This is a genomic window from Streptomyces soli (assembly GCF_003999195.1).
Lineage (GTDB): Bacteria > Actinomycetota > Actinomycetes > Streptomycetales > Streptomycetaceae > Actinacidiphila > Actinacidiphila soli.
The window spans coordinates 57,318-72,282 of sequence record NZ_RJVR01000216.1 but is presented as its reverse complement, the minus strand read 5'-3'; the positions used below and the strand labels follow the sequence as shown (position 1 = coordinate 72,282).

Here is a 14,965-nt window from a genome sequence, read left to right as displayed (position 1 = left end):
CACCGGCGTTTCCCGCCCCACATTCTGCCTGAAAGCAGTTGCGTACTGCACATCGCGTTGCCTATCGCACAACGCCTGGAGGAGTGCCCACGTGACATCGACCAGCCTGCCGGACAGCCTGATCGCCACCCTCTCCGGCTCCTACTACACCGACCCGGGGATCTTCGCCCAGGAACAGGAGCGCATCTTCGAGACGATGTGGTTCTGCGTCGCGCGGGCCTCGGAGCTGGACAAGCCCGGTGCCTTCCGGACCGTCGAGGTGGGCCGGGAGAGCATCATCGTCACGCGCTCGCGGGACAACGCGATCCGGGCCTTCTTCAACGTCTGCCGGCACCGTGGCGCCAAGCTCTGCACCGAGGAGACCGGCGAGGTCAAGCGGGCCTTTCAGTGTCCGTACCACGCCTGGACGTACGACCTCACAGGCAAGCTGATCGCCGCCCCGAACCTGACCAAGATGCCGGACGTCGGCCGCACCGAGTACGGCCTCGCGCCCGTCCACGTACGGGAATGGCTGGGCTATGTCTGGGTCTGCCTGGCTGAGGAGCCGCCCTCCTTCGAGGAGGAGGTCGTCGGCGCGGTCGTGACGCGGCTGGGCGACGTGGAGTCGATCGAGCGCTACGACATCGACAGCCTGGCGGTCGGCAAGCGGATCGTCTACGACGTCAAGGCGAACTGGAAGCTCATCATCGAGAACTTCATGGAGTGCTACCACTGCGCCACGATCCACCCCGAACTCACCGAGGTGCTCCCGGAGTTCGCCGACGGCTACGCCGCGCAGTACTACGTCGGCCACGGCGCGGAGTTCGGCTCGGACGTCCAGGGCTTCACGGTCGACGGCTCGGAGGGCCTGGACCGCATACCGGGCGTGAGCGAGGACCAGGACCGGCGCTACTACGCGATCACCGTCCAGCCGCAGGTCTTCATCAACCTTGTGCCGGACCACGTCATCTTCCACCGCATGTACCCGGTGGCCGCCGACCGCACGATCGTCGAGTGCGACTGGCTCTACCTGAAGGACGTCGTGGACAGCGGCAAGGACGTCAGCCGCTCCGTCGAGCTCTTCGACCGCGTCAACCGTCAGGACTTCGACGCCTGCGAGCGCTGCCAGCCCGCCATGAGCTCCCGCCTGTACGCCAAGGGCGGCGTCCTGGTCCCCAGCGAGCACCACATCGGCGCCTTTCACGACTGGGTCCAGGGCAAGCTGGGCAGTTAGCCCAGGTCCTGGCCGAGGTACCCCATCCGGTGGCTGATCTCGGCGGCGCCCTTGATCAGCACCGGGGCCAGCTCGTGCATCCGCTCCTCCGTGAAGCGGTAGGAGGGGCCGGATGCGCTGACCGCGGCGATGACCTCGCCGTCGCGGGAGCGTACGGGCGCGGCCATGGCGTGCAGGCCGATCTCCAGCTCCTCCAGGGTCCAGGCGTAGCCGCGTTCCCTGGCCTCGGCGAGGTTCTTCTCCAGCTTGGTCTTCGAGGTCAGGGTGTGCGGCGTGATCTTCTCCAGGCCCGCGTCGGACAGCAACTCGGCGCGCTCGCGGGCGGGGAGGTGGGCGAGCAGGATCTTGCCGCTGGAGGTGGCGTGCAGCGGGGTGAGCTGGCCGACCCAGTTGTGCGCGGTGACGGCGCCGGGGCCGCGTACCTGGAAGAGGTTGATCGCGAACTGCTTCTCCATGACCGCGATGTTGACGGTCTCCTCGATCTCCTCGGCAAGGCGTTCGCAGACCGGGCGGCCCTGCTGCGTAATGTCGATACGGCCGGTGACCGCGCCGGCCAGCCGTACGATCCCGAAGCCGAGGCGGTACTTCCCGCGCTCGCCGGCCTGCTCCACCAGGCCTCGTGCCTCCAGGGCGCCCAGCAGGCGGAAGGCGGTCGACTTGTGCACGTCGATCTCCCCCGCCACTTCACTCACACCGGCCTCGCCGCGCTGGGCCAGGATCTCCAGGACGCTGATCGCGCGGTCGACGGACTGCACTCCGCCGGTCTGCGATCCCGCCGTTTCGTTATCTGCGCTGAAGTTGCTCACAGCGAAACTATACGCGCGGTAAACAACAGCCCGGTAGGAAACGAAACCGAAACCTCCGCTCTTCAAGTTGCGTGGCACGCAACCTGGTGCGTATAGCGATACTCGTACTACCATGCCCCGCATATCGACGGCGCGATCGGGAAGCGAGAGGTCCATGGCTCCCTTGCAGTACGACTACGTCATCGTCGGCGGCGGCTCAGCAGGCAGCGCGCTGGCCAACCGGCTCTCCGCCGATCCGGCAAAGAAGGTGCTGGTCCTGGAGGCCGGCCGCCCGGATCACCGGTGGGATGTCTTCATCCAGATGCCCGCCGCCCTCACCTTCCCGATCGGCAGCCGGTTCTACGACTGGAAGTACGAGTCCGAGCCCGAGCCCCACATGGGCGGCCGGCGCGTTTACCACGCCCGCGGCAAGATCCTCGGCGGCTCCAGCAGCATCAACGGCATGATCTTCCAGCGCGGCAACCCGCTGGACTACGAGCGCTGGGCCAAGGACCCGGGCATGGAGAAGTGGGACTACCACCACTGTCTGCCCTACTTCCAGCGCATGGAGAACTGTCTCGCCGCCGACGACAAGGACGAGTTCCGCGGCCACGAAGGCCCGCTGGTCCTGGAGCGCGGCCCGGCGAAGAGTCCCCTGTTCCCCGCCTTCCTCAAGTCCGTCCAGGAAGCCGGCTACCCCCTCACGGACGACGTCAACGGCTACCGCCAGGAGGGCTTCGCGCCCTTCGACCGCAACGTCCGCCGGGGCCGCCGCCTCTCCGCCTCCAAGGCCTACCTGCACCCGGTCATGAAGCGGCCCAACCTGACGGTCAAGACCCGCGCCCTGGTCACCAAGGTGCTCTTCGAGGGCAAGCGTGCCGTCGGCGTCGAGTACGAGCACGGCCTCGGCAAGAAGAAGCAGCAGCACGAGGTGCGGGCCGGCGAGGTCATCCTCTGTGGCGGCGCCATCAACTCCCCGCAGCTGCTCCAGCTCTCCGGCGTCGGCAACGCGGAGGAGCTCCAGGCGCTGGGCATCCCCGTCGTCCACGACCTCCCCGGTGTCGGGGAGAACATGCAGGACCACCTCGAGGTCTACGTCCAGTACGCCTGCAAGCAGCCCGTCTCCATGCAGCCGTACATGGCGAAGTGGCGGGCGCCCTTCATCGGCCTGCAGTGGCTCTTCCGCAAGGGCCCGGCGTCGACCAACCACTTCGAGGCCGGCGGCTTCGCCCGCAGCAACGAGGACGTCGACTACCCGAACCTGATGTTCCACTTCCTGCCGATCGCGGTCCGGTACGACGGTTCCGCACCGGCCGGCGGACACGGCTACCAGGTGCACGTCGGGCCCATGTACTCCGACGCCATCGGCTCCGTGAAGATCAAGAGCAAGGACCCGCGCGAGCACCCGGCGCTGCGCTTCAACTACCTCTCCACCGAGCAGGACCGGCGCGAGTGGGTCGAGGCCATCCGCGTCGCCCGCAAGCTGCTCAACCAGCCCGCCATGGAGCAGTACAACGCCGGTGAGGTCTCCCCGGGGCCGGAGGTCGAGACGGACGAGCAGATCCTGGAATGGGTCGCCAAGGAGGGCGAGACGGCCCTGCACCCGTCCTGCACCTGCAAGATGGGCACCGATGAGATGGCCGTCGTCGACCCCGACAGCATGAAGGTCCACGGAGTCGAGGGCCTGCGGGTCGTCGACGCCTCGGTCATGCCCTACGTCACCAACGGCAACATCTACGCCCCGGTCATGATGATCGCCGAAAAGGCCGCCGACCTCATCCTCGGCAAGGACCCGCTCCCGCCCTCCAAGGCGGAGTACTACCGGCACCGCGACCCGCGTTGAAGCAGCTGCTGAGCCGGGTCCGCTACGAAGTCCTCCCGGCGAAGTCGACGGAGGACAAGGTCCTCGCCCACGTCCCGCGCGACGTGGTGATCACGGTCACCGCGTCGCCGGTCAAGGGCCCCAAGATCGGCGTCGGCGAGTCCACCCGCTTCCTCGCCAAGCACGCCTCCTGGTTCGTCCGCCTGGCCACCCCCGGCGGCTACTCCCCGGAACGGCTCCTGACCCGTACCGCTCCGGCGCTCGCGGCGCCTTCCGCCGCGGTGGCGGGCCTCCATGTCTTCACCTTCAACCAGATCGCCGAGACCGAGCGCTGGCGCCGCGACATGCTTGCGCGCGCCGGGAGTTGAGGCCCCCGGCGCGTCCGGCGATTGTGTACGGCCGCGTACGGCTCGCGTCAGCGGAAGACGACGGTGCGGTTCCCGTCGACCATGACGCGGCTTTCGCTGTGCCACTTGACGGCGTGGGCGAGGACCTGGGCCTCCACGTCGCGCCCGACGGTGACGAGCTCGTCGGGGTCGAGGGAGTGGTCGACGCGGACGACGTCCTGTTCGATGATCTGGCCTTCGTCGAGCTCGGGGGTGACGTAGTGCGCTGTGGCGCCGACGAGCTTGACGCCGCGGTCGTAGGCCTGGTTGTAGGGGCGGGCGCCCTTGAAGCTGGGGAGGAAGGAGTGGTGGATGTTGATGGCGCGGCCGTCGAGTTGCTTGCAGAGGTCGTCGGAGAGGACCTGCATGTAGCGGGCGAGGACGACGAGTTCGACGTCGAGTTCGCGGACCAGCTCCAGGAGGCGGGCCTCGGCCTCGGGCTTGGTGTCCTTCGTGACGGGGACGTGGAAGAAGCGCACGCCGTAGGTGTCGGCGAGGCTCTCGAAGTCGCGGTGGTTGGAGACGATCGCCGGGATGTCGATGTTGAGCGCGCCGGTGCGCTGCCGGAAGAGCAGGTCGTTCAGGCAGTGTCCGAACTTCGAGACCATGATGAGGGCGCGGGTCGGCGTGGCCGCGTCGCGGAGAATCCAGCGGATGCCGTAGGCCTCGGCGACGGGGCCGAAGCGGTAACGCAGTGTTTCCAGATCGGTGTTTGGATCGGAAACGTCGAAGTGGACCCTCATGAAGAACCGGCCCTTGAGCCGGTCGTCGAACTGCTGGCTCTGAAGGATGTTGCCGGAGTTCCGTACGAGGAAGCCGCTCACCGCGTGGACGATGCCGGCCCGGTCCGGGCACGAGAGGGTGAGGACGTACTCGTGGCCGGGTTGCGGTCGAGCAGACATGTGCGACCTCCGCTGGTGCGTAATGAGCAACAGGGTGAGTGATACGCAACATGGTCCGGTCCCGTGCCGCCTGCGGTCAAGAGGTGGAACCCGCTGGCGTCAACCCCTTGACGTATGTCACCCATTCGGCCAGGGTGTTCCACCACAAGCAATTCGATGCGCTATGCGCAACGAATTCGTCTGAAGGGCTCCTCGCGTGGCAGACCTGTATCTGGACGGTGAGTGGCGCGACCCGGTTGCGGGCGGCCGCCGGGAGATTCGCTGCCCCGCTGATGGCACCCTGTCCGCGACCGTGTCCGAGGGAACGCGGGCAGACAGCGAGATCGCGATCATCGCAGCCCGCCGCGCCTTTGACGAGGGGTCGTGGCCGCGCACGCCGGAGCGGGAGCGCGGGGCGCTGCTGCTGAGGGTCGCGGACCTGCTGGAGCGGGACGCCAAGGAGTTCGCGCGGGCCGAATCGCTCGACACCGGCAAGCGGTTGGTGGAGAGCGAGTACGACATCGCCGATGTCATCTCCTGTTTCCGCTACTACGGCGGCATCGCGGGCACCAGCGCCGGCCGGGTCATCGACACCGGCCGGGACGACGCCATCAGCAGGGTGGAGTCTGAGCCGATCGGCGTCTGCGGCCTGATCACCCCCTGGAACTACCCCCTCCTCCAGGCCTCCTGGAAGGTCGCGCCCGCCCTCGCTGCGGGCAACACCATCATCCTCAAGCCCAGCGAGCTGACCCCCTCCACCTCGATCCTGCTCATGCGGGCCCTGGAAGAGGCCGGCCTCCCTGCCGGGGCCGCCAACCTGGTCCTGGGCACCGGCCCGGAGGTCGGGGCGCCCTTCTCCGAGCATCCGGCGGTGGACATGGTGTCCTTCACCGGCGGGCTGGAGACCGGCAAACGGATCATGGCGACCGCCGCCGCGAGCGTGAAGAAGGTCGCGCTGGAGCTGGGCGGCAAGAACCCCAACGTCATCTTCGCCGACGCCGACTTCGAGACGGCCGTGGACTTCGCGCTCACGGCCGTCTTCCTGCACTCGGGCCAGGTCTGCTCGGCCGGCGCCCGCCTGATCGTAGAGGACTCGCTGCACGACTCCTTCGTCGACGAGGTCGTACGCCGGGCAGGAACGATCCGCCTCGGCGGCCCCTTCGACGCCGAGGCCGAGACCGGCACGCTGATCTCCGCCGCCCACCGCGACAAGGTCGAGGCCTACGTCGCCGCCGGCATCGCCGAAGGCGCCGTACTGCGGTGCGGCGGCGCCCGCCCCACCGACCCCGCACTGGCGGACGGCTTCTACTACCCGCCGACCGTCCTGGACGAGTGCACCCAGGACATGCGCGTGGTCCACGAGGAGTCCTTCGGCCCGGTACTGACCGTCGAGCGCTTCCGGGACGGCGACGAGGACGACGCCGTACGCATCGCCAACGACACGGAGTACGGCCTCGCCGGCGCCGTCTGGACGCAGGACGCGGGCCGGGCCCAGCGGGTCGCCCGGCGGCTGCGCCACGGCACCGTATGGATCAACGACTACCACCCCTACGTGCCGCAAGCGGAATGGGGTGGATTCGGGCACTCGGGCGTGGGCCGGGAGCTGGGACCTGCCGGCCTCGACGAGTACCGCGAGCCCAAGCACATCTGGCAGAACATCCAACCGCAGCCGCAGCGCTGGTTCCGCGGCTGAAGCCCGAAGAGAGGTCGACAGTGACCCCAACCGATACTGAGGTGTCGCAGCGGCGCGACGCGTCCCAGGATCAGGACCGGACCCCGGTCGTCTCCGTGCGCGGGCTGTGGAAGGTGTTCGGCCCCAAGGCCGAAAAGGTGCCGGACTCCGAGGAGTTGAGGGGTCTGTCGCGCCGCGAGCTGCTGGACCGGGCCGGCTGCACGGCGGCAGTGCGGGACGTGAGCTTCGATGTGTCACCCGGTGAGGTCTTCGTCGTCATGGGCCTGTCCGGCTCCGGCAAGTCCACCCTCGTGCGGTGTCTGACCCGGCTGATCGAACCGACCGCCGGCCAGGTCGTCTTCGAGGGCGAGGACATCCGCGACGCCGACCCCAAGCGGTTGCGCGAGCTGCGCCGCCGCAAGTTCTCCATGGTCTTCCAGCACTTCGGGCTGCTGCCGCACCGCCGCGTCGTCGACAACGTCTCGTACGGTCTCGAGATACGCGGCATGGGCAAGGCCGAGCGCACCAAGCGGGCCCTGGAGGTCGTCGAGCTGGTCGGCCTGTCCGGCTACGAGAACTCCTACCCCGACCAGCTCTCCGGCGGCATGCAGCAGCGCGTCGGCCTGGCGCGGGCGCTCGCGGGCGACCCGGACGTGCTGTTCTTCGACGAGCCGTTCTCCGCGCTGGACCCACTGATCCGCCGGGACATGCAGAACGAGGTCATCCGGCTGCACCACGAGGTCGGCAAGACCATGGTGTTCATCACCCACGACCTGTCCGAGGCACTCAAGCTCGGTGACCGCATCCTGATCATGCGCGACGGCAAGATGGTTCAGTGCGGGACCGGCGACGAGCTGGTCGGCGCCCCGGCCGACGACTACGTACGCGACTTCGTCAGCGAGGTGCCGCGCGCCGATGTGCTGACCCTGAAGTGGATCATGCGCCCGGCCGGCCCGGACGACGCCCTCGACGGGCCGGAGCTGGGCCCGGACGTGGTGGTGCGGGAGGCGACCCGGGCCGTGCTGGCAGCCGAGAAGCCGGCGAAGGTCGTCGAGAACGGCAAGCTGCTGGGCATCGTCGGCGACGAGGAGATTCTGTCGGTCATCGCGGGCGGTGCGTGATGGCAACCATCGCGGAGGCACCCGCCAAGCTCGGGCCGGTACGCGCGGTCCGCCGCCGGGTCGTGATCGCCGGGATCCTGGTCGCCTGGCTGGTGCTCTTCGCCGTGCTGCGCGGCCATCAGACGCTGGCGCTGGCGGCGGCCGACCTGACCGACCTGCACCGCTGGTTCAACGACGTCAACGACTCCATCGGCGCCAACCGCAACTCCAACCCGCTCTTCCTCTACTTCTTCAACGAGATCCGGCTGGTCATCGACAACCTGGTGACCTTCATCCAGTCGCTGATCTCCCAGCCGTCCGCCGGCCGCCCGGTCCCCACCATCGGCTGGCTCGGCGTCGTCGCCATCGCCGGTTACGTCTCCTGGGCCTTCGGCAACTGGCGGGTCGCGATCCTGGCCATGGCCGGCTTCACCTTCTTCGGGTTGCAGGGCCTGTGGCAGGAGAGCATGGACACCCTGGCGCTGACCGTGTCGGCGGTCTTCGTCGCGCTCCTCATCGGCATCCCGCTCGGCGTGTGGGCGGGGCTGTCCGACCGGGTCAACCGGATCCTGACGCCGTTCCTGGACTTCATGCAGACGATGCCGACCTTCGTCTACCTGGCCCCGCTCACCCTCTTCTTCCTCATCGGTCCGGCGTCGGCCACCATCGCCACCCTGATCTACGCGGCGCCTCCCGCGATCCGTATCACCGCCCACGCCATCCGCTCGGTGCCCGAGACGACGGTCGAGGCGGCCGACTCGCTGGGCTCGACGCGCCGGCAGACGCTCACCAAGGTGCTGCTGCCGATGTCCAAGCGGACGGTGGTGATGGGCGTCAACCAGACCATCATGGCCGCCCTGGCCATGGTCACCATCGCCGCGCTGATCGACGCCCCCGGGCTCGGCAAGACCGTCGTCCAGGCCCTGCAGTCGCTGGATGTGGGCACGGCCTTCAATGCTGGTCTCGCCATCGTCGTCATGGCCATCGTCCTGGACCGGGTGACGACCGCGGCAAGCGTAAGGGCCGAGGCGGCCAGGCGCTCGGGGAGCCGTTTCGCCAAGTGGCGCAAGCACCTGCTGGTGGCGGGCGGCGTGGTGGCGGCAGTCGTCGTCTACCTGTCGCACACGTACGTCTGGGCGGCGGAGTTCCCCGGCCAGGGCAGCACCGGCAGCGCCATCGCGAGCGCGGCGGACAGCGTGACCACCTGGGCGCAGGACAATCTGTCGGGCTTCACGAACGCCATTCGCAACCTCATCACCAACGGCCTGCTCAACCCCTTCCAGTCGCTGCTGACCGACTCCCCGTGGTGGCTGGTCGGCGCGGTCCTGGTCGCCGTCGGCGCCGTACTGGGCGGCTGGCGGGCCGGGGTCACGGCGGGGGTGTGCGTGGGGCTGCTGGTCGGCACCGGGGTGTGGTCGGACGGTATGACCACGCTGGCCTCGACGGTCGTGGCGACGGTGCTCGTGATGGTGTTCGGGGTCGTGGTCGGCGTCTGGATGGGGCGCAGCCCGATGGCCGACCGGCTCATCCGGCCCACTCTGGACGCGGCGCAGGTGATGCCGCCGTTCGTCTACCTGGTGCCGTTCCTCGCACTGTTCGGCGCGACCCGCTTCACCGCGATCGTCGCCGCCGTCGTCTATGCCGCACCCGTCACGATGAAGATCATCGCGGACGGGATCCGGGCCGTGCCGGAGACCACGGTCGAGGCGGCCACCGCTGCCGGGTCCAACACCTGGCAGATCATCACCAAAGTCCAACTGCCGATGTCACGCGGCGCCCTGACTCTCGCTACCAACCAGGGCCTGATTTACGTGCTGTCGATGGTTGTTGTGGGCGGCCTGGTCGGTGCGGGCGCCCTCGGCTACGACGTTGTGGCCGGATTCTCGCAGGGAGAGCTGTACGGCAAGGGGCTGGCGGCGGGGCTCGCCATCGTACTGCTCGGAGTCATGTTCGACCGGATCACTCAGGCAGCGGCGCGACGCACCACGGTGCCCAGCCGGGGCTAGGGCAGTCAAAAGGAGCACGACACATGGCAATACACCTCGTCGCGGGCAGCCGTCCCGCGAGATGGCGCGCCGGCGCGGCCGGACTGGCGGCGCTCGGCCTCACCCTCACCGCGTGCGGCGGTGCCAAGGTCGGCGACACCTCCTCCGCCGCAGGCAGCTCCGGCAAGTGCGGAACCTTCAATCTGGCGGTCAACCCGTGGGTCGGCTACGAGGCGGACGCGGCGGTCGTCGCGTACGTCGCGGAGAAGAAGCTCGGCTGTACGGTCAATAAGAAGGACCTGAAAGAGCAGGTCGCGTGGCAGGGCTTCGGGACCGGCGAGGTCGACGCCGTCCTGGAGAACTGGGGCCACGACGACCTGAAGAAGAAGTACATCACCGAGCAGAAGACCGCCGTCTCGGCCGGCCAGACCGGCAACAAGGGCGTCATCGGCTGGTACGTACCGCCGTGGCTGGCGAAGGCGTACCCGGACATCACCAGCTGGAAGAACCTCAACAAGTACGCCTCGAAGTTCAAGACCTCGGAGTCGGGCGGCAAGGGCCAGCTGCTGGACGGCGACCCCTCGTACGTCACGAATGACGCGGCGCTGGTGACGAACCTGAAGCTGGACTACAAGGTGGTGTACGCGGGCAGCGAGACCGCGCTCATCCAGGCCTACCGGCAGGCCGAGAAGAACAAGCAGTGGGTCATCGGCTACTTCTACGAGCCGCAGTGGTTCCTGTCCGAGGTGCCGCTGGTCAAGGTCAATCTGCCCGCGTACACGACGGGCTGCGACGCCGTCGCGTCGAAGATCGCCTGCGATTACCCCGTATACAACCTGGACAAGATCGTCAGCTCGACGTTCGCCAAGTCGGGCAGCCCGGCCTACAGCCTGGTCAAGAACTTCTCCTGGACCAACGACGACCAGAACCTCGTCGCCAAGTACATCGCCGTCGACAAGATGTCGGACGACGCGGCCGCGAAGAAGTGGGTCGACGCCAACCCCGACAAGGTCGCTGCCTGGCTCAAGTAGGGCGCTCCGCCCGGGATGAGGCAGCTCGCGCGACCGCGACCGCCCGTGAAACACCCGTGCCCGGTGGGCTGCTCCGACAGCCCGCCGGGCACGTGCGTTCTGCCCTCTTGACACCCCCCGGAGGGACAGGCACATTGAGTTGCGCAACCTGAAGCTTGTTGCGCTGACAGCAACTGGGACTGCTTTTTAGGCGGAGGTGCGGCGATGGCGGGACCCCGAGTGGTCATCATCGGAGCGGGCGTCGTGGGGGCGGCGCTGGCGGACGAGCTGTCCGCCGCGGGCTGGACCGAGATCACGGTCGTCGACCAGGGCTCGCTCCCGGCCACCGGGGGATCGTCTTCGCACGCGCCCGGCCTGGTCTTCCAGACCAACTCGTCCAAGACGATGACCGAGCTGGCCCGCTACACCGTCGAGAAGTTCTGCTCCCTCGACGTCGACGGCCAGCCCTGCTTCCTCCAGGTCGGCGGCCTCGAAGTGGCCACGACCGAGGCGCGCCTCGCCGAACTGCACCGCCGCCACGGCTGGATCACCGCCTGGGGCGTGGAGTCCCGCCTGCTGAGCCCCGAGGAGTGCGTCGAGCTGCACCCCCTCGTCGACCGCTCACGCGTCCTCGGCGGCCTCCTGGTGCCCACGGACGGCCTCGCCAAGGCCGTCCTCGCGGTCGAGGCGCAGGTCCGGCAGGCCACCGAGCGAGGCGTACGTTTCCTGCCCTGCCACGAAGTCCTCGACGTGCTGCAGGAGGACGGCCGGGTCACCGCCGTCCGTACCGATGTCGGCGGCGACATTCCCGCCGACATCGTCGTGTGCTGCGCCGGCATCTGGGGCCCGAAGATCGCCCGCATGGTCGGCATGAACCTGCCGCTCACCCCGCTCGGCCACCAGCTCGCCTGGACCGGCCCGGTGCCGGCCCTCGCCGGCCAGACGGAGGAAGCGGTCCGCCCGATCCTGCGCCACCAGGACGCCGACCTCTACTACCGCGACCGCTTCGACCGCATCGGCATCGGCTACTACGGCCACCGCCCGATGCCGGTCTCCGCCGACGACATCCTCTCCGTGGACGCGGCCGACCAGATGCCCTCCGTCCTCAAGTTCACCGAGGACGACTTCGCGGACGCCTGGACCGAGACGCAGGCGCTGCTCCCCGCCACCCGCGAGGCCAAGATCGAGGAGGGCATCAACGGCCTCTTCTCCTTCACCACCGACGGCATGCCGCTGCTGGGCGAGTCACCGGACGTCCGGGGCTTCTGGGTCGCCGAGGCCGTATGGGTCACCCACTCCGCCGGCGTGGCCCGGGCCGTCTCCGAGTGGCTGGTCGACGGCCACTGTTCGTCCTTCGACCTGCACGAGTGCGACGTCAACCGCTTCGAGCCGCACCAGCTCTCCCCGGAGTACGTCCTCGCCCGCGACTGCCAGAACTTCGTCGAGGTCTACGACATCCTCCACCCCCTCCAGCCCTCCGGGGAGCCGCGCCCGATCCGTACCAGCCCCTTCCACGCCCGCCAGCAGGAGCTGGACGCGTGGTTCCTGGAGGCCAACGGCTGGGAGCGCCCCCAGTGGTACGAGGCCAACGCGGGCCTGGTCGACGGCCGTTCCATCCCCACCCCTAACGACTGGGCCGCCCGCTACTGGTCCCCGATCGTCGGCGCCGAGGCCCAGGCCACCCGCGAGACCGTCGCCATGTACGACATGACGGCCCTCAAGCGCCTCGAGGTGTCCGGCCGGGGCGCAGCCGCCTTCCTGGAGCGGCTGTCCACCGGCAAGATCGACAAGTCCGTCGGCTCGGTCACGTACACCCTCCTCCTGGACGAGGACGGCGGCATCCGCAGCGACGTCACCATCGCCCGCCTCGCCCGCGACCTCTTCCAGGTCGGCGCCAACGGCAATCTCGACCTAGACTGGTTCACCCGCCACCTCCCGGACGACGGCTCGGTCGCCGTCCGCGACATCACCCCCGGCACCTGCTGTATCGGCCTCTGGGGCCCGCTGGCCCGTCAGGTCCTCCAGCCCCTCACCGACTCCGACTTCTCCAACGACGGCCTGAAGTACTTCCGCGCCAAGCGCGCCCACATCGGCTCGGTCCCGGTCACCGCGATGCGTCTGTCGTACGTCGGCGAGCTCGGCTGGGAGCTCTACACCACCGCCGACCTCGGCCAGAAGCTCTGGGACACCCTGTGGGCCGCCGCCCAGCCCCTCGGCGGCATCGCCGCCGGCCGCGGCGCCTTCAACAGCCTCCGCCTGGAGAAGGGCTACCGCTCCTTCGGCACCGACATGACCTACGAGCACGACCCGTACGAAGCCGGGCTCGGCTTCGCCGTCAAGCTCGACAAGGACGTCGACTTCATCGGCAAGGCCGCGCTGATCCGCCGCAAGGCGGACGTGAAGCGCCGCCTGACCTGCCTCACCATCGACGACCCGAGCGCCGTCGTCATGGGCAAGGAACCGGTCTACGACGGCGGTCAGGCCGTCGGTTACGTCACCAGCGCCGCCTACGGCTACACCATCGGCAAGGGCATCGCCTACGCGTGGCTCCCGGCGGACCTGGCCACCCCGGGCCGTGCTGTGGACATCGGCTACTTCGACCGGCGCATCGCCGCCCAGGTCGCGGAAGAGCCCCTGTTCGACCCGACGATGTCCCGCCTGCGTGGCTGATCCGGGAGGCCCTGGCCGTATGAACGCCCTCAGCGCACCGCTCGCCGAGCCCGACCCCGACCTCGCAGCCCTGCGGGCCCGCACCGAAGCCCTCGCAGCCGCCCACCCGCTCTACCCGTACCTGTCAGGAGACGCCCGATGAGCCCCCGCACCCCCGGTGCCGATCTCCCCGAGCACCCCGACTGGCTGTGGCGCACGCCCGAGCCGAAGAAGTCGTACGACGTCGTCATCGTCGGCGGCGGCGGGCACGGCCTCGCCACCGCCCACTACCTGGCGAAGAACCACGGGATCACGAACGTCGCGGTCCTGGAGAAGGGCTGGCTCGCGGGCGGCAACATGGCCCGCAACACCACGATCATCCGCTCCAACTACCTCTGGGACGAGAGCGCCGGCATCTACGAACACGCCCTCAAGCTCTGGGAAGGCCTGGAGGAGGAGCTGGACTACCCCATCCTCTTCTCCCAGCGCGGCGTCCTGAACCTCGCCCACAGTCTCCAGGACGTACGCGACAGCGTCCGCCGCGTCGAGGCCAACCGCCTCAACGGCGTCGACGCCGAATGGCTCGACGCGGACGGTGTCCGGGAGGTCTGCCCGATCGTCAACATCTCGCCCGACGTGCGCTACCCCGTCATGGGCGGTACGTACCAGCCGCGCGCCGGCATCGCCAAGCACGACCACGTGGCCTGGGGCCTGGCCCGCTCGGCGGACGCCGCCGGCATCGACATCATCCAGAACTGCGAAGTCACCGGCATCGACATCGTCGGCGGCCAGGTCGTCGGCGTACAGACCACCCTCGGGCCCATCGCGGCGGGCAAGGTCGCACTCTGCTCGGCGGGGCACTCGTCGGTCCTGGCCAAGATGGCCGGCTTCGATCTGCCGCTGCAGAGCCACCCGTTGCAGGCGCTCGTGAGCGAGCTGCTGGAGCCGGTCCACCCCACGGTTGTCATGTCGAACGCGGTGCACGTGTACGTCAGTCAGGCGCACAAGGGCGAGTTGGTCATGGGCGCCGGCATCGACTCGTACAACTCCTACACCCAGCGCGGCGCCTTCCACATCATCGAAGAGCAGATGTCCGCCGCGCTCGAGCTCTTCCCCGTCTTCGCCCGCGCGCACGTGCTCCGCACCTGGGGCGGCATCGTCGACGTCAGCCCCGACGCCTCCCCCATCATCGGCCTCACCCCCGTCGACAACCTCTACCTCAACTGCGGCTGGGGCACCGGCGGCTTCAAAGCCACCCCCGGCGTCGGCTGGGTCTACGCCCACACCATCGCCCACGACACCCCCCACCCCCTCAACGCCCCCTTCTCGCTCGACCGTTTCACCACCGGCGCGCTCGTCGACGAGCACGGCGCGGCCGCGGTAGCCCACTGATGCGGCTTCGCCTCAGACCCGTGCCGCCGCTCCGGAACGCCCCGGCCGCCGCCCTGCCGGCGGCCCCGCT

Annotated in this window: 12 protein-coding genes; 10 read left to right on the top strand and 2 right to left on the bottom strand. The window is 68.9% G+C overall.

Annotated elements, in window-relative coordinates:
• Positions 1-91: 91 nt before the first annotated feature.
• Positions 92-1,213: an aromatic ring-hydroxylating oxygenase subunit alpha gene (locus EFK10_RS20855; protein ID WP_127357177.1), complete on the top strand. Its 1,122-nt coding sequence runs from the start codon at positions 92-94 to the stop codon at positions 1,211-1,213.
• Here the strand turns inward: EFK10_RS20855 and EFK10_RS20850 are convergent.
• Positions 1,210-1,968 carry an IclR family transcriptional regulator gene (locus EFK10_RS20850; protein WP_127357210.1) on the bottom strand — a complete coding sequence of 253 codons (759 nt, stop codon included), beginning with the start codon at positions 1,966-1,968 and terminating at the stop codon, positions 1,210-1,212. The two genes, EFK10_RS20855 and EFK10_RS20850, sit on opposite strands and share 4 nt — an antisense overlap.
• Positions 1,969-2,173: 205 nt before the next feature.
• Between EFK10_RS20850 and betA the strand changes: the two genes are divergently transcribed.
• Both betA and EFK10_RS20840 read left to right on the top strand, forming a co-directional pair.
• A complete protein-coding gene (betA, locus tag EFK10_RS20845; RefSeq protein ID WP_127357176.1) occupies positions 2,174-3,841 on the top strand; it encodes a choline dehydrogenase in 1,668 nt (555 codons plus the stop codon).
• The gene (locus tag EFK10_RS20840) at positions 3,838-4,188 is read left to right on the top strand and encodes a hypothetical protein (RefSeq protein ID WP_127357175.1); all 351 of its coding nucleotides are present in this window, start codon (positions 3,838-3,840) and stop codon (positions 4,186-4,188) included. Before betA ends, EFK10_RS20840 begins: the two co-directional genes overlap by 4 nt.
• Positions 4,189-4,235: 47 nt before the next feature.
• On the opposite strand, the gene purU is transcribed toward EFK10_RS20840, so the two are convergent.
• Positions 4,236-5,108 (bottom strand): formyltetrahydrofolate deformylase, encoded by an 873-nt coding sequence (gene purU, locus EFK10_RS20835; RefSeq protein ID WP_127357174.1) that lies wholly within the window; start codon positions 5,106-5,108, stop codon positions 4,236-4,238.
• Positions 5,109-5,304: 196 nt separating this feature from the next.
• On the opposite strand from purU, the gene EFK10_RS20830 reads away from it, so the two are divergent.
• From EFK10_RS20830 to EFK10_RS20805, 7 genes are all read left to right on the top strand, one after another.
• A complete protein-coding gene (locus EFK10_RS20830; RefSeq protein ID WP_127357173.1) occupies positions 5,305-6,780 on the top strand; it encodes an aldehyde dehydrogenase family protein in 1,476 nt (491 codons plus the stop codon).
• 20 nt (positions 6,781-6,800) lie between these two features.
• On the top strand, positions 6,801-7,880 hold the full coding sequence (locus EFK10_RS20825; RefSeq protein ID WP_127357172.1) for a quaternary amine ABC transporter ATP-binding protein: 1,080 nt from the start codon (positions 6,801-6,803) through the stop codon (positions 7,878-7,880).
• Positions 7,880-9,865 carry an ABC transporter permease gene (locus EFK10_RS20820; protein WP_127357171.1) on the top strand — a complete coding sequence of 662 codons (1,986 nt, stop codon included), beginning with the start codon at positions 7,880-7,882 and terminating at the stop codon, positions 9,863-9,865. Before EFK10_RS20825 ends, EFK10_RS20820 begins: the two co-directional genes overlap by 1 nt.
• A gap of 23 nt (positions 9,866-9,888) precedes the next feature.
• Complete coding sequence (locus EFK10_RS20815) at positions 9,889-10,875, top strand: ABC transporter substrate-binding protein (protein WP_127357170.1); 987 nt, start codon at positions 9,889-9,891, stop codon at positions 10,873-10,875.
• A gap of 204 nt (positions 10,876-11,079) precedes the next feature.
• Positions 11,080-13,524, top strand: coding sequence for a GcvT family protein (locus EFK10_RS20810; RefSeq protein ID WP_127357169.1), 2,445 nt, complete (start codon positions 11,080-11,082; stop codon positions 13,522-13,524).
• A gap of 19 nt (positions 13,525-13,543) precedes the next feature.
• Positions 13,544-13,666 carry a hypothetical protein gene (locus EFK10_RS52190; RefSeq protein WP_265737538.1) on the top strand — a complete coding sequence of 41 codons (123 nt, stop codon included), beginning with the start codon at positions 13,544-13,546 and terminating at the stop codon, positions 13,664-13,666.
• Complete coding sequence (locus EFK10_RS20805) at positions 13,663-14,895, top strand: sarcosine oxidase subunit beta family protein (protein WP_127357168.1); 1,233 nt, start codon at positions 13,663-13,665, stop codon at positions 14,893-14,895. Before EFK10_RS52190 ends, EFK10_RS20805 begins: the two co-directional genes overlap by 4 nt.
• Positions 14,896-14,965 lie beyond the last annotated feature (70 nt).